Source organism: Streptococcus mitis (genome assembly GCF_946190155.1).
Lineage (GTDB): Bacteria > Bacillota > Bacilli > Lactobacillales > Streptococcaceae > Streptococcus > Streptococcus mitis_CL.
Genome location: NZ_CAMHZL010000001.1, coordinates 86,998 through 109,303, shown reverse-complemented (window position 1 = coordinate 109,303; position 22,306 = coordinate 86,998). Strand labels below are relative to the sequence as shown.

Annotated in this window: 19 protein-coding genes, 1 tRNA gene and 1 pseudogene; 3 read left to right on the top strand and 18 right to left on the bottom strand. The window is 40.0% G+C overall.

Annotated elements, in window-relative coordinates; genetic code table 11:
* The 6 genes and pseudogenes from N8O80_RS00515 to N8O80_RS00495 all read right to left on the bottom strand — a co-directional run bounded on the left by N8O80_RS00515 (window position 1) and on the right by N8O80_RS00495 (window position 5,221).
* The gene (locus tag N8O80_RS00515) at window positions 1–759 is read right to left on the bottom strand and encodes an ABC transporter ATP-binding protein (RefSeq protein WP_000173372.1); all 759 of its coding nucleotides are present in this window, start codon (window positions 757–759) and stop codon (window positions 1–3) included.
* Between the two features lie 372 nt (window positions 760–1,131).
* The gene (locus tag N8O80_RS00510; protein ID WP_001085044.1) at window positions 1,132–1,404 is read right to left on the bottom strand and encodes a PspC domain-containing protein; all 273 of its coding nucleotides are present in this window, start codon (window positions 1,402–1,404) and stop codon (window positions 1,132–1,134) included.
* A 58-nt stretch (window positions 1,405–1,462) separates the two neighbouring features.
* Window positions 1,463–1,912, bottom strand: coding sequence for a SprT family protein (locus N8O80_RS00505; protein ID WP_261026614.1), 450 nt, complete (start codon window positions 1,910–1,912; stop codon window positions 1,463–1,465).
* Window positions 1,899–4,028 carry a Tex family protein gene (locus tag N8O80_RS00500; RefSeq protein WP_261026211.1) on the bottom strand — a complete coding sequence of 710 codons (2,130 nt, stop codon included), beginning with the start codon at window positions 4,026–4,028 and terminating at the stop codon, window positions 1,899–1,901. Before N8O80_RS00500 ends, N8O80_RS00505 begins: the two co-directional genes overlap by 14 nt.
* Before the next feature lie 75 nt (window positions 4,029–4,103).
* Window positions 4,104–4,259, bottom strand: a pseudogene (locus N8O80_RS09790) (DUF1919 domain-containing protein); the annotation flags it as partial.
* A gap of 581 nt (window positions 4,260–4,840) precedes the next feature.
* Window positions 4,841–5,221, bottom strand: a complete 381-nt coding sequence (locus N8O80_RS00495) for a PBECR3 domain-containing polyvalent protein (protein ID WP_261026208.1) — start codon at window positions 5,219–5,221, stop codon at window positions 4,841–4,843.
* A 155-nt stretch (window positions 5,222–5,376) separates the two neighbouring features.
* On the opposite strand from N8O80_RS00495, the gene N8O80_RS00490 reads away from it, so the two are divergent.
* From N8O80_RS00490 to N8O80_RS00480, 3 genes are read left to right on the top strand one after another with little or no spacing between them, the layout of a single operon-like run.
* Window positions 5,377–5,508, top strand: a complete 132-nt coding sequence (locus N8O80_RS00490; protein WP_084887050.1) for an SPJ_0845 family protein — start codon at window positions 5,377–5,379, stop codon at window positions 5,506–5,508.
* Window positions 5,509–6,414, top strand: coding sequence for a permease (locus N8O80_RS00485; protein ID WP_261026204.1), 906 nt, complete (start codon window positions 5,509–5,511; stop codon window positions 6,412–6,414). It abuts the gene before it with no gap.
* Entirely contained in the window at window positions 6,411–7,226 is an 816-nt protein-coding gene (locus N8O80_RS00480) for a TIGR03943 family putative permease subunit (protein WP_261026201.1), read from the top strand. The genes N8O80_RS00485 and N8O80_RS00480 overlap by 4 nt, the downstream gene beginning before the upstream one ends.
* 125 nt (window positions 7,227–7,351) lie before the next feature.
* Here the strand turns inward: N8O80_RS00480 and N8O80_RS00475 are convergent, their stop codons facing one another.
* The 12 genes from N8O80_RS00475 to leuC form a co-directional block, all read right to left on the bottom strand.
* Window positions 7,352–8,404, bottom strand: a complete 1,053-nt coding sequence (locus tag N8O80_RS00475) for a hypothetical protein (protein WP_261026198.1) — start codon at window positions 8,402–8,404, stop codon at window positions 7,352–7,354.
* Between the two features lie 8 nt (window positions 8,405–8,412).
* Window positions 8,413–9,189, bottom strand: a complete 777-nt coding sequence (locus tag N8O80_RS00470; protein ID WP_261026192.1) for a nucleotidyltransferase domain-containing protein — start codon at window positions 9,187–9,189, stop codon at window positions 8,413–8,415.
* A gap of 139 nt (window positions 9,190–9,328) precedes the next feature.
* A complete protein-coding gene (locus N8O80_RS00465) occupies window positions 9,329–10,264 on the bottom strand; it encodes a bifunctional riboflavin kinase/FAD synthetase (RefSeq protein WP_261026189.1) in 936 nt (311 codons plus the stop codon).
* A 143-nt stretch (window positions 10,265–10,407) separates the two neighbouring features.
* On the bottom strand, window positions 10,408–13,947 hold the full coding sequence (smc, locus tag N8O80_RS00460; RefSeq protein WP_261026187.1) for a chromosome segregation protein SMC: 3,540 nt from the start codon (window positions 13,945–13,947) through the stop codon (window positions 10,408–10,410).
* Window positions 13,938–14,636 carry a ribonuclease III gene (rnc, locus tag N8O80_RS00455; protein ID WP_000661488.1) on the bottom strand — a complete coding sequence of 233 codons (699 nt, stop codon included), beginning with the start codon at window positions 14,634–14,636 and terminating at the stop codon, window positions 13,938–13,940. Before rnc ends, smc begins: the two co-directional genes overlap by 10 nt.
* Before the next feature lie 182 nt (window positions 14,637–14,818).
* Window positions 14,819–14,890 (bottom strand) — tRNA-Arg (locus N8O80_RS00450).
* 66 nt (window positions 14,891–14,956) lie between these two features.
* Window positions 14,957–15,943, bottom strand: coding sequence for a GMP reductase (locus tag N8O80_RS00445; protein WP_000931177.1), 987 nt, complete (start codon window positions 15,941–15,943; stop codon window positions 14,957–14,959).
* 174 nt (window positions 15,944–16,117) lie between these two features.
* Window positions 16,118–17,434: an McrC family protein gene (locus N8O80_RS00440; RefSeq protein ID WP_261026613.1), complete on the bottom strand. Its 1,317-nt coding sequence runs from the start codon at window positions 17,432–17,434 to the stop codon at window positions 16,118–16,120.
* Window positions 17,421–19,361: an McrB family protein gene (locus N8O80_RS00435; protein ID WP_261026185.1), complete on the bottom strand. Its 1,941-nt coding sequence runs from the start codon at window positions 19,359–19,361 to the stop codon at window positions 17,421–17,423. Before N8O80_RS00435 ends, N8O80_RS00440 begins: the two co-directional genes overlap by 14 nt.
* Window positions 19,362–19,513: 152 nt before the next feature.
* Window positions 19,514–20,293, bottom strand: coding sequence for an L-threonylcarbamoyladenylate synthase (locus tag N8O80_RS00430; RefSeq protein WP_000160505.1), 780 nt, complete (start codon window positions 20,291–20,293; stop codon window positions 19,514–19,516).
* 27 nt (window positions 20,294–20,320) lie between these two features.
* The gene (gene leuD / locus N8O80_RS00425; RefSeq protein WP_261026184.1) at window positions 20,321–20,914 is read right to left on the bottom strand and encodes a 3-isopropylmalate dehydratase small subunit; all 594 of its coding nucleotides are present in this window, start codon (window positions 20,912–20,914) and stop codon (window positions 20,321–20,323) included.
* Window positions 20,915–20,923: 9 nt separating this feature from the next.
* Window positions 20,924–22,306, bottom strand: a complete 1,383-nt coding sequence (gene leuC, locus N8O80_RS00420) for a 3-isopropylmalate dehydratase large subunit (RefSeq protein ID WP_261026182.1) — start codon at window positions 22,304–22,306, stop codon at window positions 20,924–20,926.

Below are 22,306 nucleotides of genomic sequence, written 5' to 3'. Positions count from 1 at the left end.
CTAATTCACCTCGCTTGCCATGACAGTCAAGGTATCAGAGATTTCTTGGAACATCTGACGCTCTGTCTTCTCTCCACGGTAGATTTGATTGTAAAGAATGCCGTCTTTGATAAAGAGTACACGTTTAGCTCTGCTAGCTGCTGCTGTTGAGTGGGTTACCATGAGAATGGTTTGGCCGCGCTCATTGATTTCATCAAAGACATCAAGTAAGGCTGCAGATGACTTAGAATCAAGGGCTCCTGTTGGCTCGTCCGCAAGGAGAATTTCAGGTTCTGTGATGATGGCACGGGCTACTGCCACACGCTGTTTCTGACCACCAGAAATCTCGTAAGGGTATTTCTCTTGTAATTGGTTTATGCCTAGATTCTCAGCTGTCACCACCAATTTCTTCATCATCTCCGTAATAGGCCTTCTTGACAAGACAAGTGGAAGCAAGATATTGTCTTTTACAGACAAAGTATCTAGCAAGTTAAAGTCTTGGAAGACAAAGCCCAGCTTTTCACGACGGAAGCTAGAAGCCTGTGAATTTTTAATGGTTGCAGTGTCTGTTCCATTCAGGTAAACTTGACCACGAGTTGGTTTATCCAGCATAGCTAGGATATTGAGAAGAGTTGATTTACCAGAACCAGACTCACCCATGATAGCAACGTAGTCACCCTTTTCGACGGTAAAGTGAATATCCTTGAGGGCTTCTACTTGGTTGCCCTGAAAACGAGTTTTATAAATTTTTTGAACGTGTTTTACATCTAAAAGTGTCATGAGAATCTCCTTTCTTAATATCCCATCAAATGAAATGTTGCTTGCATCATAGCGCATCCTAGCTGAACACGCTCGATATCTTTGTGACTTGGTTTTCTTGTTTTCTTATGTAAGATTTGTTTCATGATGTTACTCCTTTGTTCTTTATGAGTCTAGTTTACATCAAAAAAATGCTGCTTGCCATAACCTAACCTTACAAAAGAGACTTTAATCTTACATTTTTGTAAGATTAGGGGGAATGTAGCCATTTCATTAAAAATATTTTACCATAAAAAGAAAGCAAGAAGAAAACCCTTGCAGATACAAGGGTTCAAAAATTTTAAAATAGATTAGTCGAATTCATAGACTAACAGTAAAATAACTGTTCCTACCTCACCAAAACCAGCCTTCATTGTCGTCAATGGCTTGGGCTTCTTTGCGTTTACGTGGGCCTGTTCCGTACATTTCTGCTTCGATTTCTTCCTTGGTAGGCATGATAGAAGCTAGGATGATATAGATAATCACGCCAAGTCCAAAGTTGGCAACTGTAAAAATGGCAAACAAGAAACGAACAAGGGTAACATCAAAGTTCCACTTGTCTGACAAACCTGCCAAAACTCCTGAAATCATGCGATTTCGTCTCATTTTATAAAATTTACTGTTCATGATTTTTCCTCTTTCTGCTAGGTTAGACATAGTATATCACGGGTAGGCTCGGCTTTCATCAGTCCTCAGGCTGATTTATCAGAAGCAATTTACCTCGACAAAGTCCACAGCGATAGCGTTTGGTATCAATCCTTCTCTTGCGCTGATAAGTTTGCTGGCAGAATTGACATCGATAAAGCTTGATTGGCTTGGAGTTGCTATTTGGCAAGGTTGGTACAAAGCGTAATCCATCCACTGCTTTCAAAAGTTCCTTAAAATCCCGATCCTTGTGTTGATAGCCCTTCCCTTGAAAATAGAGGTGATAATGACAGAGTTCATGTCGGACAATTTTCCTAAAAACATCCAGACCCAGTTCCTGATAAACCTTGGGATTAAAATCCAAATGCCCATCTTTTGGAAAAAATCGCCCACCTGTCGAACGTAGACGCCTATTCCACTGGACATGATGGATAAAATGTCTGCCGAAGTCTTCTAGTGAAACCTGCTTAACGTAATCAGTCAGTTTCATTTGGAGCGAGGAGCGACAGATTGACTTTTTCACGTTCAGTATCAATTTTCTTGACCCAAACGGTCACCAAATCTCCAACTGACACCACTTGGCTTGGGTGTTTGATAAATTTGCGACTCATATGGGAAATATGAATCAGGCCGTCCTCGTGAATCCCGATATCAACGAAGGCACCGAAATCAACGACATTACGCACCACACCTTCTAGCTTCTGACCTACCACTAGGTCTTTGATATCTAGGACATCTTGGCGAAGCACAGGTGCATCAAAGGAATCACGGAAATCTCGACCTGGTTTGAGAAGATCTGCAATGATATCTTTAAGAGTTTCTGGACCAAGGTCTAGGTCTTGCGCCATTTCCTTGACTGAAAGGGACTTGAGTTTGCTTTGGGCTTCTTCGTTTAGGTCTTTAATATCTAAACGTTTGAAGAGCTCCTTAACAGCAGCGTAGTTTTCTGGGTGAACCCCTGTATTATCAAGGATATTGCTACTTTCAGGGATACGAAGGAAACCAGCGGCCTGTTCAAAAGCTTTAGCACCCAGACGAGGAACTTTCTTGATTTGGGCGCGTGAAGTGATTTTTCCTTCCTCCTCACGGTATTTGACAATATTTTCAGAAATGGTTTTATTGAGTCCAGCGACATGGGAGAGAAGAGCTGGGCTGGCTGTATTGACATTGACACCGACTTGGTTTACCACTGTATCGACAACAAAGTCCAGACTCTCAGATAGTTTCTTCTGACTGACATCGTGTTGATATTGACCGACACCAATTGACTTAGGATCGATTTTGACCAACTCTGCAAGAGGATCTTGCAAACGACGTGCGATAGAAATAGCAGAGCGTTTTTCAACGGTTAGGTCTGGAAATTCCTGACGAGCAAGTTCGCTGGCAGAATAGACCGAAGCACCACTTTCATTGACGATAACATAGCTGACTTCAGGGAAATCTTTAAGAACTTCCGCCACAAAGGCTTCACTTTCACGACTAGCAGTACCATTTCCGATGGCAATGATTTCCACGCCGTACTGACCAATCAAGTCTGCCAGATCTTTCTTAGCTTCTTCGATTTGACGAGCTGATGCTGGTTTAACAGGATAAATAACCTGAGTTGTCAGCATTTTTCCTGTTGCATCCACGACAGCTAGCTTGGCACCTGTACGAAAGGCAGGGTCAAATCCTAGAACCACGCGCCCTTTCAGCGGAGCAACCAAGAGGAGATTGCGCAGGTTGTCAGAAAAGAGTTGGATAGCTCCTTCTTCTGCTTTTTCAGTCAATTCTGTCCGAATACGGCGCTCGATAGCAGGCAAGACCTTTTTCTTAACAGATTGCTGAACGACTTCATCAATATAGGTATTTTTTACCTTAAAACGAGCAACAAAGAAGGTAAGAATACGGTCCGTCGCATGTTCAAAACCGACCTTCAAGACACCTAGCTTCTCCCCACGATTGAGGGCCAAGGTACGATAACCCTGCATATTTCCAACTGTCTCTGAAAAATCATAATAAATCTGAAAAACCTGCTTTTCATCGAGACTTTCATCCTTGACTTGAGAAGTGAGTTTAGAGTGTCTCAGCACTTCCTGATAAGTCATAGCACGTAAATTGACATCCTCCGATAAGGCTTCGACCAAGATATCAACTGCACCAGCTAAGGCTTCCTTGCCAGTCGCAAATCCTTCACAGACGAACTTTTCAGCTTCCTTCTCTAAGTCAGTTACATTCTGCAACATCAAGCGAGCAAGAGGAAAGAGTCCAGCTTCACGGGCAATGGTTGCCTTAGTCCGACGTTTTTCTTTAAAAGGTAGATAGAGTTCTTCTACGTCTGCTAATTTTTCGGCAGCTAAGATAGCTTCTTCCAATTCCTTGGTCAGCTTGCCTTGTTCTTGAATCTTAGCTAAGACAGCTTCCTTACGGTCGTTGAGGTTGGTCAGACTTTTATCCAAGTCAATAATAGCCTTAATCGCCACCTCATCCAGACTACCAGTCATGTCCTTGCGATAACGCGCGATAAAGGGAATAGTTGCCCCTTCGGCAGTCAAACTTAGAACAGTATCAATTTGCTTTAACGTCACTCCTAAATCCTGGGAGATTTTTTCATATTTTTTATCCATGAATCTATTATACCACAAGCTAAACGTTTCAAATTAGCTCTTACAGTATTTAAAAACAATATGTGGGGAATAGATTTATATTCTATAGTACAATAACTTGTACTTAGAGAGTATTGCCACCTTTTTTAACCAATCCCTGACATCAAAAATATTTAATGGATCAGATATAATAACCAGTTCTGGGAGATGTTCCTGACCTGGAATAACACATTGACTTTTTAAACTTTTATAATTAATTCCTTTCGTTTCACTCAAGGCACAACACAGAATGAAAAAGTGTTGTGCTCTTTATTTTGTTTTATAATAATAGTAAGAAAGCCTATCACTACTACAAATCACGGGGAGGTGAATAAGTGAGTGGTATAGTCACTACTTCGTATTTTTATAGGTGTCATTTTTTCCATCAAGCACAACTGACTGTGACTAGGAGCACGTAAACTTATAGTTGAATAAGCGACTCGTTTGTGAAAGGAAAGGATAGCCAAGGGATCGGCAGACTCAAATTTGGTGAAGGGAGAGCCCTCGTGTTAAAAATTATTTATCCTAATTGTTGTGGTGAAGAATAGCATTTAGATGTCTGTTTCTAATCGTCCAAAATGCGTGATTTTTGAAAAATAAAAAACCGCAAGTCTGAGCCTGCTGTGGGGATAATCTTTTTTGAAATTTTTAAACAAAAAAGGAGCATTTAAGCTCCCTCCTTTGAAATAACGGACACTTGGCTGGTCGGTGTACCCAGCATCTCAGATACCTTTTTCAAGGTGCGGCAGGAACCTTTCTGCCCTCAAATGTCTTTCGTTAATATTATTCTAGCACTATCTACTTTTTTTGTCAAGTTTTCTCAATCTACCAGACTTAATACGACTTTGTAACTTGTAATCTTGTAAACGATACATGGTCGGAACATAAAAGGAATCTCCACTTTTATGTAACTTGATGGCAACAAGAACATTATCATCAAATCTTTTAACATATTCAAAACTAGCATCTTTCTCTCGTGGATTGATGCCGACGAAATCTGGATTACTTAGTATAAGTTCCAGATCTTCGATATGATGAATCACATCATTATGATGCCGTTTCAACATATGACTTCTTAAACCTTCTTTGTTAACTTTGATATCACTATCTTCAAGAACAATATTAAAAATTTCTTTTACTTCGTCAGTAACCTGACCGATCTTTTTATGTTCCATCATTTCCTCCGTTATTCCACAATTATTATATCACAATCATAGTGTATATTAGGCTATATCACACTCTATTATTCGTTAGATACTCAATTTTAACTTTTCCCTTTTCCTCAAAATAATAGTATAATAGAGGTAGAATTTAGAATCGAGGTGCACCTATGGCTGTAAAATTTACAAAAACTGATGACTTGGACAAGATGTTTGAAGAGTTTGCTAAACTCCCTGATTTGAAACAAGTCACTTTCCCTGATGACAAAGAGAAAAAATCCAAAGCAGAAAAGAAAAACTAGATGACTGCTTTCCAACAACTCCCATCTACTGTGCTTCAGACTGGGGCTATTTTTCTCTCTATCATCATTGAAGCCCTACCCTTCGTTCTGATAGGAAGTATTGTTTCAGGACTGATTGAGGTTTATATCACACCTGAAAAGGTGTATCATTTTCTCCCTCGAAATCGTTGGGGGAGAATCTTTTTTGGTACCTTCGTCGGGATTCTTTTTCCCTCCTGTGAATGTGGAATCGTCCCCATTATCAATCGTTTTCTGGAAAAAAAGGTCCCCAGTTACACGGCTGTTCCCTTTCTTGTGACAGCACCTGTTATCAATCCCATTGTTCTCTTTGCGACCTATTCTGCCTTTGGGAACTCCTTCCATGTCGCTCTGTTACGAGCTCTAGGTTCCATTGTAGTGGCTGTAATACTTGGGATTTTTCTAGGATTCTTCTGGCAAGAACCGATTCAGAAAGAAAATCGTTTGGCTTGTCATGAGCACCATTTTTCTCATTTGAGTCCTGCAAAAAAAATTTTTCAGGTCTTTGTGCAAGCCATTGATGAATTTTTTGATACGGGACGTTATTTGGTATTCGGCTGTCTCTTTGCCTCTGTTATACAGGTCTATGTTCCGACACGGATTCTGACCTCTATCAGTGCGACCCCTCTTTTTGCCATCCTGCTCTTGATGCTTTTGGCCTTTCTTCTTTCTCTCTGCAGTGAGGCGGATGCCTTTATCGGTGCTTCTCTTCTCTCGAGTTTTGGTTTGGCACCAGTTCTGGCCTTTCTGGTGATTGGTCCAATGCTGGATATCAAAAATATTCTCATGATGAAAAATTACTTGAAAGCACGATTTATCAGTCACTTCATTATGATTGTGACACTCGTTATCTTAGTATATTCTCTCTTGATTGGAGTCATCCTATGATTCGATTTTTAGTTTTAGCTGGCTATTTTGAATTGACCATTTATCTCCATCTGTCGGGCAAATTAAACCAGTACATCAACATGCACTATTCCTATCTGGCCTATATTTCCATGGTACTTTCCTTTATTTTGGCAATTGTTCAATTGTATATCTGGATGAAGCAAGTCAAAACCCACAGTCATCTGAACAGCCGATTGGCCAAGGTTACTAGTGTTGCTCTTCTTGCCATTCCAATTGTCGTCGGCTTAACTTTCCCAACTGTTAGCTTGGATTCTCAGACCGTTTCAGCAAAAGGCTATCACTTCCCCCTATCGGAAGGCACGGATCAAGCCATTCAGACGAGTGAAGGGACGACAAGCCAATATTTGAAACCAGATACCAGTTCTTATTTTTCAAAATCAGCCTATGAAAAGGAGATGCGAACGGCGGCGGATAAATACTTGTCCCAAGATAGTATTCAGATCACTAATGAAAACTATATGGAAGTCATGGAGGCTATCTACGACTATCCAGATGAGTTTGAGGGTAAGACAGTCCAGTTCACAGGCTTTATCTATAATGACCCTAGTCATGCCAATAGCCAATTTCTGTTCCGCTTCGGCATTATCCATTGTATCGCGGATTCTGGTGTCTATGGATTGCTAACCAAGGGAAATACCCGTCAGTATGAGAATAACACTTGGATAACAGCCAAAGGAAAACTGGTCAATCACTACCATAAAGAACTCAAACAAAACCTCCCAACCTTGGAAATCGACAGCTTTACCAAAGTCGATAAACCAGAGAATCCCTATGTGTATCGCGTGTTTTAAAAAGCAAACTAAATCCATTAAAAACAAAACGAACAAGTTCTCTTCTGAATGACAGAAAAAGAACCTGTTCGTTTTTTATTAAATAGTCTATAGTAAGATGTCATTTTTGATGTTTTATAACTTTCTTATGTTGTATAAAAATCTATTGACAAATCGCTATCAGATTCGTATTTTTTCCAAGCTAAACTGAAGCCATAATAATCTTCAAATTCAGGGTGCCAGTCATAATAAAGTGGAATACAACTATATTTTCTTGCAACAACTTCGTCTTCAAATTCTGGAGACTCCCCAGCAGTAATACCAAATTGAAGACCATTTAGTTCCCAGCTATTGCCCCAAACATTTTCATCCGAGAGAACATCGATCCATCTCGAGGCATCAATATCAAAATCAGCACACAACTCCAGTTCATAGAATCTTCTACAGTTAATCTCTGAAGGCTTTATATAAAGGGCCCTGTCTACTTGGTACTTTTTATCGCTGACTTGAATTTGTGTAATTTTCATTGGAATAGGAACTCCATTTAATTCTAACCAGAAATAGCCTAAGGGAGTTTTGATAACGTAATATGTTTGCTGAGGCGCTGGTTTAGAGTTTTTAGAGCAAGCATCAAAAATTCTTCCAAGATTAATTAAATTTCTACAAACGTTTTTCGAAGTGATTGGATCGAAATATGAATACCTACGGATGACACGTTTTAACTTTTGAACAGGAAAAGTGATATCCTTGGGTAGGGCATGGTACTTCTGCACAACTAAAGCAGTTTTTTCAGTATTTTCCTTCCCTACTGGGACAATGACAGCATGCCCAATATGGATATTTGGGTCATCGCAGATATAAGTATAGCCATTTCCTCCCTCTTGAAACTCAACAACAACGATATTTAACTCTTGATCAGGAGCGAAAAGTGGTTCTGCTTTTGCACTTGTCTGGCGCTCATAAAAAGTGAAACAACCTGTATTAACCTCTTCGCCAAAGACCATAAAACTACCACAATTGGGACATTTCCACATATAAAAGGAAGCCTCTGAAATGTCTTCATAAGAAATTCTATCATGTTCATCAGTATTGTTAAAAATTTCTTCAAACAACTCATCCGAATAAACCGAATAAGCATTTGGATCAGGGGCTTTGTGGTCGTTCATTGCTTGACCACATCTACAAGTCCATTTTCCCATAATTAACCTCAGTCACGACTTAATTCTTCAAGGAAAAATTGATTGAGAGCTTTCCAGTCTTTCTTTTCCTCTGTAACACTTTGGACGTAGTCATCCAGCTCTTGGATATTTTTGATGATGAAGTCCTGAATTGGCTCTATCGGCTCAATTTCCATTCCTTCAGGTCCCTTTACCTTTATATCAAGCAAGCTAGACACATGGTCTTTCATTTCATCAGGGAGCAATTCTTTGACCAAATCATCAAACAAAATCGGTGGAACAGAATGATATTTTTCAATCCAACGACAAGCTAAAATAGGACGAAGTGCATAGAAATACTTTTTAGGTTTGACCTTATCTCCTGAAAGATACTTATTCATTTGAGTTCTAGCAGTATTCAAGTAATGGTGGAGCATCTTTTTCTCAGAAAAATACTGACTAACAAGCGGACGGATACGGTCAATAAAGCCTTCGTCTTGCTGGTAAACGATTGGCGACTGTAACCACTCAAAGAGGGTTGGATTTGACTTATAAAGCAACTTTAAAGTCTTGTCTAAATCCCAGCCACTCATATCCCAAGTATCGTCAATTGGTAGCTCGATAACATCGCGCTGTTCATTCAAACGGAGATAAAAATCTTGCTTATGTTTGTAGATAAATCGTACATCAAAGTCACTATCGGGAGACTCAAAGCCCCAAGCACGACTACCAGACTCAATAGCCCACAAAATTGTGACATCGAAATCACGCTCAATTTCTGCTAATTTTTCGGGTACCAGAACATTCATTTCTTCTTGCGTTTGCATAATAAAGCCTCGTCTATAATTTGAACATAAACAGTTACTAAAATAGGAAACTAGGAGGACTGAAAGTGCTTTGTATCAAACTAACAAAATAACTAATCCATCTAGTAGGTTTTTCAGACGTTTTCTATACCTGAGACCTTTAAATGACAGAATCTCCATCCTTCCAATTCCGAGCAATTTCTTCATCTTTCTGGAGTTGGTCTACCAGTTCTTCAACAGAGTCAAATTTGACCATTTCACGGACACGGTCTAGCCAGTAGACAATAACTGTTTCACCGTAAATGTCATCTGAAAAATCAAAAATATTGACCTCAAAACGTGGCTCTTCTCCATCGAAAGTAACATTTTTCCCGACACTCGCCATTCCACGATATCTTTTACGCTGCACTTCAATATCAACTACGTAGACACCATCTGCTGGCATATAAGTTCGATCTCTTAAAACTAAGTTTGCTGTTGGGTAACCAATAGTCCGTCCACGAGCATTTCCGTGAACAACCATTCCACGTGACGGTAGAGGAGTGCCAAGTAAATGACCAGCTTCCCTGACATCTCCATCAAGAATAGCTTGACGAATACGAGTAGAACTAATTTTCCCCTTTTCATCCTCAACGGGAGGAACAATGATAATTTCTCCATCAAAATAGTCCTTCAAATCATCCGCAGTTTTCTTATCAGAACCAAAGGTGTAATCAAATCCTGCTACGATAATCGCTGGTTTTAATGCTCTAACATAGGTATCAAAGAACTCTTGCCCCGTTAAACTAGCAAATTTACTACTAAAGTCAAGTAAGAAAAGAGCCTCTACTCCATGCCATTTCATCTTATGTTCCCGTTCTTCATGGCTGACAATATGAAGCATTAATTCTGGCTTGTAAGGCTGTAATGCGAGCTTAGGCGACTCTGTAAAGGTCATCACGACAACTGGTAGATAATCTTTCATAGAAGCCTTGCTAGCTACTTCAAAAAGCTTCTGATGCCCCTTATGAATACCGTCAAAATAGCCTAATACAAGAACTGTTTTATCAGGTACTGCGATGTCTTTTTCATTTTTTATAGGTACTGTTGTAATCATGAAACTATTATATCATAGAGAAAGCCTTTTCGCTAAAAGGAAAGCCCAAATGTCGTTTTTTGCCCCTGAACTGACCTTAAAAAATCATTCAAGATGTTAGTTTTAAAAAATAGCATCCCCTAAGAGATGCTATCGTTTGGTAACTAGTCTACTGTTTCTTCCAAATCTTTTAACTTCACCGAAACAATTTTTGAGACACCTGATTCTTGCATGGTCACTCCATAGATAGAATCAGCTGCTGCCATGGTTCCTTTACGGTGGGTTACGACGATGAACTGGCTATCCTTGTCAAATCGATTGAGATAATCCCCGAAACGTTTAACATTGGCTTCGTCAAGCGCAGCCTCTACCTCATCCAAGATAACAAATGGAATAGTCTTGACACGAATAATGGAGAAAAGCAAAGCAAGAGCTGATAAGGCTTTTTCACCACCACTCATGAGGTTAAGCGACTGGATTTTCTTACCTGGAGGTTGAACAGAAATCTCAACCCCAGCTGTCAGCAGGTCTCCATCAGTCAAAATCAAATCTGCCTGACCTCCGCCAAACATTTGCTTGAAGGTCACTTTAAAGGACTCACGAATAGCTTCAAAAGTTGATTTAAAGCGTTCCTTGACCTCATCATTCATCTCTGTAATGGTCTCAAGGAGCAGGTTTTTCGCTGACAAAATGTCATCTCGCTGGCTATTGAGGAAATCCAGACGACTGTGAACTTCTTCGTACTGTTCAATAGCATTCAAATTGACAGGACCCAGTGAGCGAATAGCCTTCTCTAAATCATGCACCTCTTGCTCCGCCAGATTGAGGTTTTCCAATTCATGTGCCTTTTCTAGTGCTTCAGTATAGCTAATCTGATACTGGTCTGTTAATTGACTTTGTAGATGGCGTAAGCGCTCGCTGACCTTTTCTTTCTTAGCTTCAGCACGTGTTTGCTTGCGAATCCACTCTTCATTCTGCTGGCGAGCCTGATCCAAATGACTAGCAATATCATCCAGTTGACCTTCAATATCATCCAACTCAAACTGCTTGCGAATCAAAACTTGTTGGAGATTTGTTTTCTGCATTTTGGCTTCTTCAGCCTGTTGACTGAGCAATTCTGTATCAACTTTCTCAAGATTGTCAACCTTTTCTTGAAGAAGGCGCTGGATTTCCTCTTGTTCGATATCTAAATTGTCCAATTCTTTTCCTAAACGCTCAATATCAGCTACTTCATAACGTTTTTGCCCTTGTAGTTCTGTCTTAAGCAAGCGAGCTTGCGCTACCTGTTCTTGCAAGTTCTGATAACGTTCTTGGATGGCATTTTTGTTAGACTTAATCTCTTCAATCTCAGCTTCCAGATTTTGCTTGTCACTGGCAATAGTAGCAAGGCGTGCTTGGCATTTTTCCTTATCTGCTTGCCAATCTCCGTCAGAAAGACGATCTAATTCCTCTTCTTGGAGTTTCCAAAGAGTTTCTAGCTCTTCAACTTGCTGACTGGTCTGCTGATAAGCGAGGGATAAGCCCTGCTCCTGAATACGAGCCTGCTCTCCTTGAGATTTGATGGCTTCTAATCTTTCTGTCAATCTAGCCATCTCATCTTGCAAGGTCTTCAAACTCAACTCTTCTGAATGCAAGCTTGCTTCTTCTTCAGCAATTTCTTTTTGTAATTGCTCCAGTTCTGGCTTGATGAAGATACTATTATTCTGGCGATTGGCACCACCTGCATAAGAACCACCTGTGCGCAACTCTGTACCGTCCAAAGTCACCATACGAACCTGGTAACGTACTTGACGAGCTGCTACACGCGCGTGTTCTACGGTATCAAAAATAGCTGTTGTAGCTAGCAAGTTCTTGAAAATAGCTTCCAGTCTAGTATCGAATGTCACCAACTCATCTGCCATCCCAAGGAAGCCTGGACTTGCTGCGATAGCATCTTGATTCTGACTAGAAATCGTACGAGCCTTGATAGTCGTTAAAGGAAGGAAGGTCGCACGACCGGCTCTGTTTCGTTTGAGGAAATCAATGGCCTTAGTCGCCGCGCTCTCATCTTCTACAATGATGTGCTGACTGCTTGCTCCAAGCGCAATCTCTAGAGCAGTTTGATAATGCACATCAAAGGTCAGGTGCTCACTAACAGCCCCAATTATTCCACCAAGACGGGCCTTTTCTTGGAGAACACTCTTAACACCTGCATAAAAGTTACTATGATTCCTCAGGATATTTTCCAAACTTTTAGCTCTGGCCTGCTTGTTTTTAAGACTGTCCAGACGGTCAAATAGTTGACTTTGTTGAGTTTGATAGGAAGCTTTCTGCTCCTCTTGCTCCTTGTCAATAGCTTGATAGTCGGCCAATAATTTCTGAACCTGCTCCTTAGCAGTTTCAAGCTCGTCTTTTTGCTGACTAGCCTTCTCTTTAGCTGTAGCCAGTTGTTCTTTGAATTTTTGTAGTTGATCTGCTTGTTTTTGAGAAAGCTGACGACTATTTTCCAACTCGTTTTCGATACGGGTCAGCTGGTTTGAGACATCTGCTTCTTCTTGTAAAAGAGCTACAAAGCGTTCGCGTAAGAGCTCAATCATTTGATCAGGATCATCTGAAAAAGCCAGCAATTCAGCCTCTAAACGATTGAGTTTTTGATTATTTTGGACTAGATTTTCTTCTAAGAGAGCTAAAGAGCTTTCTTTTTCAGCCTTTTCCTGACTTAGAGTCTTTCTCTTATCCTCCAAAGTAGCCAAACGGACTTGTGCTTCCTGTTGATTCAGGGCTACTTGCTCAGATTCTAATTTCGATAAGGCTAATTTTCTCTCTAAATCACTAATCAGACTGGTCAAATCCATCAAACTGCCTTGGTCTTTGGCCATTTCAGCCTGTAAATCTTGGCGTTGCTTTTTAAGAGTATGATTTTCTTCCTCTAATTTTTCACGCTTTTGGTAATAACTAGTCAATAGTTCCTGAACCTGTGCCAACTCTTCTTCTGTCAAATCTAGTTCAGCCTTATTTTCCTTGATTTGAGCAGCTAAAACATCCAAGTAAATAGCTTTACGTTGGCCTTCCAAATCTAGAAACTTACGAGCATTTTCAGCTTGCTTCTCAAGAGGCTTGATTTGATTGTCCAACTCATAGATAATGTCTTCTAGACGATCCAGATTATCCTGGGTTTGCTGCAGTTTACTCTCAGTTTCTTTTCTGCGAGTCTTGTATTTTAAAACTCCTGCAGCTTCTTCGAAAATAGCACGACGTTCCTCAGGTTTGGAGTTGAAAATCTCCTCAACCTTGCCTTGGGAAATGATAGAAAAGGAATCTCGTCCCAAACCTGTATCCAAGAAAAGGTCATGGATATCACGGAGACGGACTTTCTTGCCATCAATCTTGTATTCGCTATCTCCACTACGATAGATATGCCGTTCTACCCTGATTTCTTGACCTGCATCCTTTATAAATCCATCATGATTATCCAGAGTCACAACTACAGAAGCATAATTGAGCGGTTTGCGACTCTCTGTTCCGGCAAAGATGACATCTGGCATCTTACCACCACGGAGACTCTTAACACTTGACTCCCCCAAGGCCCAACGCAGACTTTCTGTAATATTCGACTTTCCAGATCCATTGGGTCCAACGACTGCCGTCACACCTTGGTCAAAGACGACCTTAGTCTTGTCAGCAAAAGACTTGAATCCCTGAATTTCGATTTCCTTTAAATACATGAATCCAGCCCTTTCTCAACGGCATTTTTGGCAGCTTCTTGCTCTGCTAATTTCTTAGAACGACCTTGACCTTGACCAATGCTCTTACCTTCAACAAGAACTTCTACTTCAAAAACCTTATCGTGGGCAGGACCCGTTTCAGAAATTACCTGATAACGAATAGCCACATCCCCATTGACCTGAAGCAACTCTTGGAGATGGGTTTTGTAGTCTGTAATCATCTCAAATTCGCCTGCTTCAACCTTAGGAATCATGACTTGATAGATAAATTCCTTGACTTTGGCCACATCCTTGTCCAAAAGGAGGGCACCAAGAAAGGCCTCAAAGGCATCACCAAGAATGGTATCACGATTGCGACCACCAGATTTTTCTTCCCCCTTACCCAGCTTGATAAACTGATCAAACTGACAATCACGCGCAAAACCAGCCAAACTCTCCTCACGGACAATCATAGCACGGAGTTTAGATAAGTCACCCTCAGGCTTTTTAGGATATTTTTTATACAGATATTCTGAAATCAATAGCTGTAGAACAGCGTCTCCTAAAAATTCCAAGCGTTCATTGTGTGAAATTTTTAAGAGGCGGTGCTCATTGGCATAACTCGTATGAGTAAAGGCAGTCTCCAGTAAATTTTTGTCTGCAAATTCGATTGCAAAATGGTTCTTTAGTACAGTTTGTAATTCTTTCATACCAACCTCTTTCTAACTGATAACAGTCCTTTTTATTATATCAAAAAAAGCCCCCTGAGTCACTTTAAAACGGGACTGGAGAGCATTTGGGAATTCTTTAAAAAGAGATTTTCAGTTTTAAGGGCCAATTTAGGGCTGTGTAAAGAAAAAAGCCCTATTAAAGGCTTTTTAGGATGTTTACATCCACCCTGAGGGAATCGAACCCCCATCTCAAGAACCGGAATCTTACGTGATATCCATTACACTAAGGGTGGAAACTTGTTTTATTATAACAGAAATTTGCTCTAATAACAAGTTTTTTTCTAGTGAGATAGCCCGTCTTAGTGGGAAGCATCCCCATTCCAGATGGAGTTTTTCACGATAACATAATCAACGTGTTTAAGGTCAGCAACCTGACGTCCACCTGCATAAGAAATAGCACTTTGAAGGTCTTGTTCCATCTCAGTTAAAGTGTCTTGCAGATGACCTTTAGCAGGAAGCAAGATACGTTTGCCTTCCACATTTTTGTAAGCACCTTTTTGATATTGTGAGGCTGAACCATAATATTCTTTGAACTGTTCACCATCGACTTCAATCGTTTTCCCTGGACTTTCAATATGTCCTGCAAAGAGGGAACCAATCATGACCATGCTAGCACCGAAGCGGATAGACTTGGCAATATCACCGTGAGTACGAATTCCTCCATCAGCAATAATCGGTTTACGTGCAGCCTTGGCACACCAACGAAGGGCAGCCAATTGCCAACCACCTGTACCAAAACCTGTCTTGACCTTGGTGATACAAACCTTACCTGGACCGATTCCGACCTTAGTAGCATCCGCACCAGCATTTTCCAATTCACGCACAGCTTCTGGTGTTCCCACATTTCCTGCAATGACAAAGGTATCTGGCAATTCTTTCTTGATGTGTTGAATCATAGAAATCACGCTATCCGCATGACCGTGGGCAATGTCAATCGTGATGTACTCAGGAGCATCAGATTTGAGCTGGCTAACGAAATCATACTCATAATCCTTAACACCGACAGAGATAGAAGCAATAAGCCCTTGCTCATGCATGCGCTTAATAAAAGGAATACGTCCTGCCTCATCAAAACGGTGCATAATGTAGAAGTAACCACCTTTAGCCAGTTGCTCTGCTACATTTTCATCCAAAATCGTTTGCATATTAGCTGGCACAACAGGTAGTTTAAAGGTGTGATTTCCTAAAGTGACACTTGTATCCGCTTCTGCACGGCTTTTAATGACACATTTATTTGGAATCAATTGAATATCTTCGTAATCAAAAATTGGAAATTCATTTAACATATCGATGTCTCGTTTCTTTTGTAATGACCTACCTATGCTTGCGCATCTCTACGCCTTTTCCGACGTTTCCTTAATTCATTATAAACTAAAGTACAGTTTTTGTCAAATAATTTTATAAATTAAAATATATTGTTCGGATTTTACTTGTTCGAATAATAAAAGAAAGAGGAGAGATTATTTTCTCCCCACTTCGTTAGCAATATTCCTTTTAAATATTTCTTCGGAGTTTTCCAGCATTTCACAAAATTCACTATAAGATGAAGACTTCTGAGGGATTTGGATAGACCATTTCTTCAACAAAGCTCCATAACCTGCTAGCTTTCCTATCTCATTATCAACAACCTTGTCCTTGCTCGGAAAAACAAGACCAGCCTTCTCAGTTTTTAAAATATAAGAATAGGAAATCAGCTGGAATAAGTCCTCACGGTTGATTCCTTTTTCAGTCAATTCCAGTTTTTTATACTTAGCATCTAATACTATTTTAAGCTCTTCTTGATAAAAATCTGGATATACTTTTCTTTCTTGACTAGAAAATACTGAAATTCCGTCCGTCTTATCTTTATTCCGTGGATGGATAAAATCTTTTGGCAACAAAGTATGAACATACTCTTCCCAAAGCCAGGCAACATCAAAAAGAATACCATAAATTTTTTGATCTTGATACCCTAAACCGTGCTTTTCTTGGTTTAGGATCATCAGACAAAGTTCTTGTAATTTTCTGTACTCGTGAAAGTATGCATGACGTAGAGGTTTAGATTGATTTACCCGAATAATCTTAGCACGATCAGCTAGTTTATAAGAGGGCGTTACACGCACGATTTCAGCTACGTTTTCACGACTAGTTGAGAGATTATCTAGTACCCCTTGACCAATGCTTTTCTGGTTCTTAATGTATTCAATAGTGTGACGGACCAACTGCATGAGGGGATTATCATAGGTGAACTCTCTCGTTGTGTAGGCAATATTTCCCGTGAAAGGAAGATTTTTCTTGAGATGGTTTCTTACATCAATCACTCCCTTAACATTACTGTCATTATGAGAAAATCGATGGTATTCCTTATAAAGACCTTTTCGAATAGCAGCTTGTAGATACTTGGGGAAGAGATACATCAAAAGTTGATAAAGCCTCTCTTCAAGAGACAAAGCAACATCTAAACTAGTGAGATTGATATGAAGAACCTTGTGTAAGAGATAATGCAAAAAATGGTCATTACTCTCATCAGAAAAACGAGAGGAAATCGTTAATCTTTCCTGACCACAACCCAGAAAACCAATCACATTTCCTGTCTTGATTTCCTGATTAACTGTTTCAAAGATTTTTTGGTCCTTTTCTAAGTCAGGAGAATTCTTCAAATCATTTGGAAAAATGAAAATACGTTCATCTTGGGATAGACTTTCCAAGGTTCTATCTAAAAGAAGATTGCTTAGTTTAGGATATTCTTCAACAAATTCTTCTTTAACAATCTTGTGTTGATTATCAGTGATCCGCATCATCGTTTTCATCGCCTTCATTGCTATCAGCTACCGCCTGATCTTTTTGCTCATTCTTTGTCAGATCGAATGCTTTTTTCAATGTTTCTAGAGTTTCAGCTTCATCATAAGAACCACGTACATAATCTTCCAAAAGCGGTTGGAGATAATCAGACCAGAGTAATTCATAATCAAATTTTACTTCTTTTAACCTCAGGAAATAACTTGGCCCGATATGATAATGACTGTTTAATTCCTGAACATTTTCAATTGCAGCATTCAAGTTTCTTAGTCTAGTCTTAGCTTCTTCGGCTTTATCACCAAGCACCTCATCAAGCATACCAAGTTGACTTTCAGAAGTAATTTCAACAAAACGGAAACGACGACGCATAGCAAAATCAAAGGTATCCACTGAGCGGTCAATATCATTCATAGTTCCAATGATATAGACATTTTCAGGGATATAAAATTTCTCATCAGTCTCATGTAAATTAGCATACTGGGTAGAAACACTTCCCTTTTCACCACGATAACCAGGATCGATAGAGAAAAAGAGTTCACCAAAAATCTTAGAAATCTCCCCACGATTGATCTCATCGATGATGAAGACAAAATTCTTGTCTGTCTTGATCTCTGTTGGAGAGATATAGTCTTTCAAACCAAATCTTTTCTTTAAAATTTCAAGAACTTTTTTTCCTTGGTTACGATAATAGGGCTGTTTCAGATAGTTTTCATCTTTATAAAGTTCATAAACATAAAATTTTGTTAAGACAGTTCCTTGAGATTTAGTTTCATAATTGATATTAAAATTATTTCGACTATTTACTGTTAGGTAGGAAAATTCTGTCAAATATTCTTTTTCATCTCTACTATTTACATACTCAAGATAAAGATCCCAAGCTTCATCAAAATTATCTTGTCCTCCAGTCTTCTGAGCTTCTTTAGCCTTCTGACAGAACTTCTTGAAAATACCATCCTCTAGCTTAAACTCAATAGCTCCATCCCCATTTGATACCGGTCTCAACCCCTCTACAAAATCCGTATAATCATAAGATGGGTGAAACTGTACAAAGCCGATTTGGTCTTCGTTGCCATCCGTTAATTCTTTAGCAATTTCTTTAGCAAGATAAGTTTTTCCCGTGCCAGGAGCACCACGGAGGATAAGGTTTTTGGATTGTAGTAGAGTTTGACTCAATGGATGATAAACCTTATATTCTGCAGACATTTTTTCTTCTTTCTTTTCTTTATCGTCTAAAAATTGTGTTGAATATTCAAATAAAATGCTTCCCAAAATTGAAGATTCTAGTTCAGAATAGGTTTTAGAAAATAGTTTACAAATCTCATGATTCTGACGATAGGGTCCTCCTTGATTACGTTGAGGAATCAACCTATTCCAACATTCATTCTGACTATTCATATTTACTCCTAAAAAAGAATGGTTTTCAGAATAAATACAAAGTAGTTTTGTCACCACAGCAGAACGACCAATAAATTCATTTGTGGACTTTTTCATATCAAATATAGGATTGTCAAAATCAAGTTTACTACCGATTTCAATAATCTGATACAGATCTCTTTTTAATTTATTAAAACGTTGCTCCAATTCAGATATAGGAATGATTTTATTAGCTTGATTTTTATAGCTTTGGGTATCCTCATTCCAATAAATACCAAATTTTGAAGAGCCTCCTCCTCCAATACCTAAAAATAAAGATTTGTATTTCCCCCTCTCAAGACTATAGCAAAAAGAATTACTTTTAGCACCCTTTCCAATAACATAATCATCAATAGACATGGTTAAAATTCTATCAAGTGGCCACTCTTTAAGAAATTCTTCACGTAATTGTTCATTGTAAATACTATATTTAGATGCATCGTCTCTTAATCTTATTTTATTTTCTTGGTACCAAGCATAAAAATCATCCAAACTAACTTTTCTTTTCAGCATAAATCGTACTCCTTTTATAATAATGTTCGAATAAAAAACTAGATATTTCATATATAGAATATCATACCCTATAAAAAAAGAAAAGAATTTCTAAACAAAAAGCCCAGTGTTAGGAGCTTAAATATCTCATAACACTAGACTTCATTTTTATCTTAGTAATACTCTCCCTGACGGTAGTCCCATGAGTTAAAGGTGTCTGACAGGTGCATCATAATTTTATCAATGTCAAGCCCTTTACGGATTACAACTGGAGCTGGTGAAGTTGAGCGTGCTCCTCCTTGTTCTGGGATGAGTTTGCCGTCCTTATCGACCATAGACACCATCACGCCTTGCTCGTAGCGAGTTTCAATCGTTTTGTCAGGCTGGATAGATGCCACATAGTCGTCTGCTTCGATGACAAGGTCCACTGCCCCTTCGATACGTTCTCCGATACCTTCCACCTTACCGCGGTTTCCTTTACCAGATGGGTTTGCAGATGAAGCGTATACCATCTTGCCTTCTTCCCAAAGTTTGGCAGCTAATTGTTCACCAGCTTTACCAAACTTGATAACGAAACAGCTAGTACCACGCACGTCAGTCATGAGTTCTTCACGACCATCCCCATAAGCTTTGAGTTTTTCAAAAGCTTCTGGTTTCCATGGAAGGATACATCCAAGAAGAATATCTTCATCCCAATGTTTTTGGTAGAAGGCTTCAATTTCTGGGTTGAGTTGTGCTAAAGCGCGGAGCTCATCCATACTACCGCAGAGAACAACTCCTGGTTTGTTACGGTTACGTTCTTTGGCTTCAAACTTGCGTTCAAGTCCTGCCTTGTCACTAGTCATGATGATATAACCAACTTTTGTAGGACAAACGATACATCCGCCCTCCCCTTTTAAAATGTCATAGCCTTCTTGTGAAAGTGTTCCGTTCCATTGAATGTGTTTTGTCATAGTTCTATTTCCTTTTCTAATTTTCTTTTAATCCTGCCAGTAGGCTGGTCGTTGTTTTTCATAAGCAGCAATCAAATCTTCATACTGTAAGGTAATACCGATATCATCCAAACCATTTAATAGCTTGTGTTTCCATTCGCTATCGATTTCGAAAGTGAATTCTCCAACTGATGAGATGATTTTTTGTTGTTCCAAGTCCACAGTTACCTGGTCAGTCGGTTGTAGCTGAGCTAGTTTCTCTCTAACCTCTCTAGGCTGTACAATAGGCAACATGCCATTATTGAGTTCATTATTGTAATGAATGTCACCGAAAGACCCTGCAATCACGACCTTAAAACCATAGTCCGCTAGAGCCCAAGCTGCATGCTCCCTCGAAGAGCCTGCACCAAAGTTATCCCCTGAGATGAGAATACTGGCTTTCCGATATTCAGGTCGGTTAAAGACAAAGTCTGGATCCTCAGTATACTTGTCATCCAAATAACGCCAAGCATACATGAGGTACTTACCAAAGCCTTTTTTATCAATTAACTTGAGAAACTGCTTGGGTAAGATTTGGTCAGTGTCGATGTTATCATTCATGAGAGGAACGGTCGTTCCCGTATAAACTGTAAATTTCTCCATATCCTCTCCTTACTGGGCTTCTGGCATTTGTCGAACATCTACAAAGCGCCCTGCAATAGCTGCTGCTGCTGCCATGGCTGGACTGCAGAGGTGGGTCTTAGCACCAAATCCCTGTCTGTCTTCAAAGTTGCGGTTGCTGGTTGAGGCGCAGTGGACACCATCAGGAACCTTGTCCGGATTCATTCCTAGGCACATAGAACAACCTGGGTCTCTCCACTCAAAGCCAGCATCTAGGAAAACCTTGTCCAAGCCCAACTTCTCAGCAGCTCGTTTGACAGGACGAGAGCCTGGAACCACGATAGCTGTTAGATTAGGGGATATTTTCTTCCCTTTAACAAATCGCGCAGCCAGTTGCAAGTCGCTGAGGCGAGCATTTGTACAAGAGCCGATAAAGATATAACCTAGTTCAATATCTGCTGGCTTTTGACCTGGTTCCAAATCCATATAATTGTAGGCTCGTTCATCATTCATATCCTTAATTTCTGGGAAACTGCTGTCAAAGTCAACCCCCATAGCAGGATTGGTTCCCCAGGTCACCATGGGAGCCAAGTCTGAGACATCCATCTGGATAACCTTATCGTAAACAGCATCATTATCACTGATAATTGTTTTCCAATCCGCCACAGCCTCTTCGAAATTCTCTGGAACACATTCCCGTCCCTTGAGATAGTCATAAGTCGTCTGATCCGGATTCATGATTCCCATCTTGGATCCAAACTCGATGGACATATTGCAGATGGTCATTCGCTCTTCCATGCTCAGTGCATCAATAGCCTGACCTCTATATTCCACCACGTAGCCGACACCGCAGGCGACGCCGTACTTGGCAATCAAGGCTAAAATGAAATCCTTGGAATAAACTCCTTTTTGAGGAACTCCAGTGAATTCTACCAGCATTTTCTTAGGTTTAACCTGCCAGAGGGTCTGGGTAGCGAAGACATGTTCGACCTCACTGGTCCCAATTCCAAAGGCGATAGCTCCGAAAGCTCCATGGGTTGCTGTATGACTGTCTCCACAGACGATGAATTTTCCTGGTTGAGTTCTTCCTGTTTCTGGACCAACCATATGAACAATCCCCTGCTTTTCAGAACCGTGGGCCGCATGTTCAATTCCAAACTCCTCAACATTTTCAGCTAGCTTATCAATTTGTGCCTTGGAAATTACATCTCGAATATCGTAGATATTGACCGTCGGGACATTGTGGTCAAAGGTGCCAAATGTCAAGTCTGGTCGTCTCAATCTGCGACCTGCGTCTCGTAATCCTTGAAAGGCTTGGGGACTGGTCACCTCGTGGATATAGTGCTGGTCCACATACATGAGTTGGGGTTGCCCCTCTTCTCCTGTGATGACATGACGGTCCCATAATTTATCAAAAATTGATTTTCCTGCCAT

What these genes read in the sequence shown, in the direction of transcription:
- N8O80_RS00515 (WP_000173372.1), bottom strand. Translation starts at nt 759, where the DNA reads ATGACACTTTTAGATGTAAAACACGTTCAAAAAATTTATAAAACTCGT.
- N8O80_RS00510 (WP_001085044.1), bottom strand. Translation starts at nt 1,404, where the DNA reads ATGAACAGTAAATTTTATAAAATGAGACGAAATCGCATGATTTCAGGA.
- N8O80_RS00505 (WP_261026614.1), bottom strand. Translation starts at nt 1,912, where the DNA reads ATGAAACTGACTGATTACGTTAAGCAGGTTTCACTAGAAGACTTCGGC.
- N8O80_RS00500 (WP_261026211.1), bottom strand. Translation starts at nt 4,028, where the DNA reads ATGGATAAAAAATATGAAAAAATCTCCCAGGATTTAGGAGTGACGTTA.
- N8O80_RS00495 (WP_261026208.1), bottom strand. Translation starts at nt 5,221, where the DNA reads ATGGAACATAAAAAGATCGGTCAGGTTACTGACGAAGTAAAAGAAATT.
- N8O80_RS00490 (WP_084887050.1), top strand. Translation starts at nt 5,377, where the DNA reads ATGGCTGTAAAATTTACAAAAACTGATGACTTGGACAAGATGTTTGAA.
- N8O80_RS00485 (WP_261026204.1), top strand. Translation starts at nt 5,509, where the DNA reads ATGACTGCTTTCCAACAACTCCCATCTACTGTGCTTCAGACTGGGGCT.
- N8O80_RS00480 (WP_261026201.1), top strand. Translation starts at nt 6,411, where the DNA reads ATGATTCGATTTTTAGTTTTAGCTGGCTATTTTGAATTGACCATTTAT.
- N8O80_RS00475 (WP_261026198.1), bottom strand. Translation starts at nt 8,404, where the DNA reads ATGGGAAAATGGACTTGTAGATGTGGTCAAGCAATGAACGACCACAAA.
- N8O80_RS00470 (WP_261026192.1), bottom strand. Translation starts at nt 9,189, where the DNA reads ATGCAAACGCAAGAAGAAATGAATGTTCTGGTACCCGAAAAATTAGCA.
- N8O80_RS00465 (WP_261026189.1), bottom strand. Translation starts at nt 10,264, where the DNA reads ATGATTACAACAGTACCTATAAAAAATGAAAAAGACATCGCAGTACCT.
- smc (WP_261026187.1), bottom strand. Translation starts at nt 13,947, where the DNA reads ATGTATTTAAAGGAAATCGAAATTCAGGGATTCAAGTCTTTTGCTGAC.
- rnc (WP_000661488.1), bottom strand. Translation starts at nt 14,636, where the DNA reads ATGAAAGAATTACAAACTGTACTAAAGAACCATTTTGCAATCGAATTT.
- N8O80_RS00445 (WP_000931177.1), bottom strand. Translation starts at nt 15,943, where the DNA reads ATGTTAAATGAATTTCCAATTTTTGATTACGAAGATATTCAATTGATT.
- N8O80_RS00440 (WP_261026613.1), bottom strand. Translation starts at nt 17,434, where the DNA reads ATGCGGATCACTGATAATCAACACAAGATTGTTAAAGAAGAATTTGTT.
- N8O80_RS00435 (WP_261026185.1), bottom strand. Translation starts at nt 19,361, where the DNA reads ATGCTGAAAAGAAAAGTTAGTTTGGATGATTTTTATGCTTGGTACCAA.
- N8O80_RS00430 (WP_000160505.1), bottom strand. Translation starts at nt 20,293, where the DNA reads ATGACAAAACACATTCAATGGAACGGAACACTTTCACAAGAAGGCTAT.
- leuD (WP_261026184.1), bottom strand. Translation starts at nt 20,914, where the DNA reads ATGGAGAAATTTACAGTTTATACGGGAACGACCGTTCCTCTCATGAAT.
- leuC (WP_261026182.1), bottom strand. Translation starts at nt 22,306, where the DNA reads ATGGCAGGAAAATCAATTTTTGATAAATTATGGGACCGTCATGTCATC.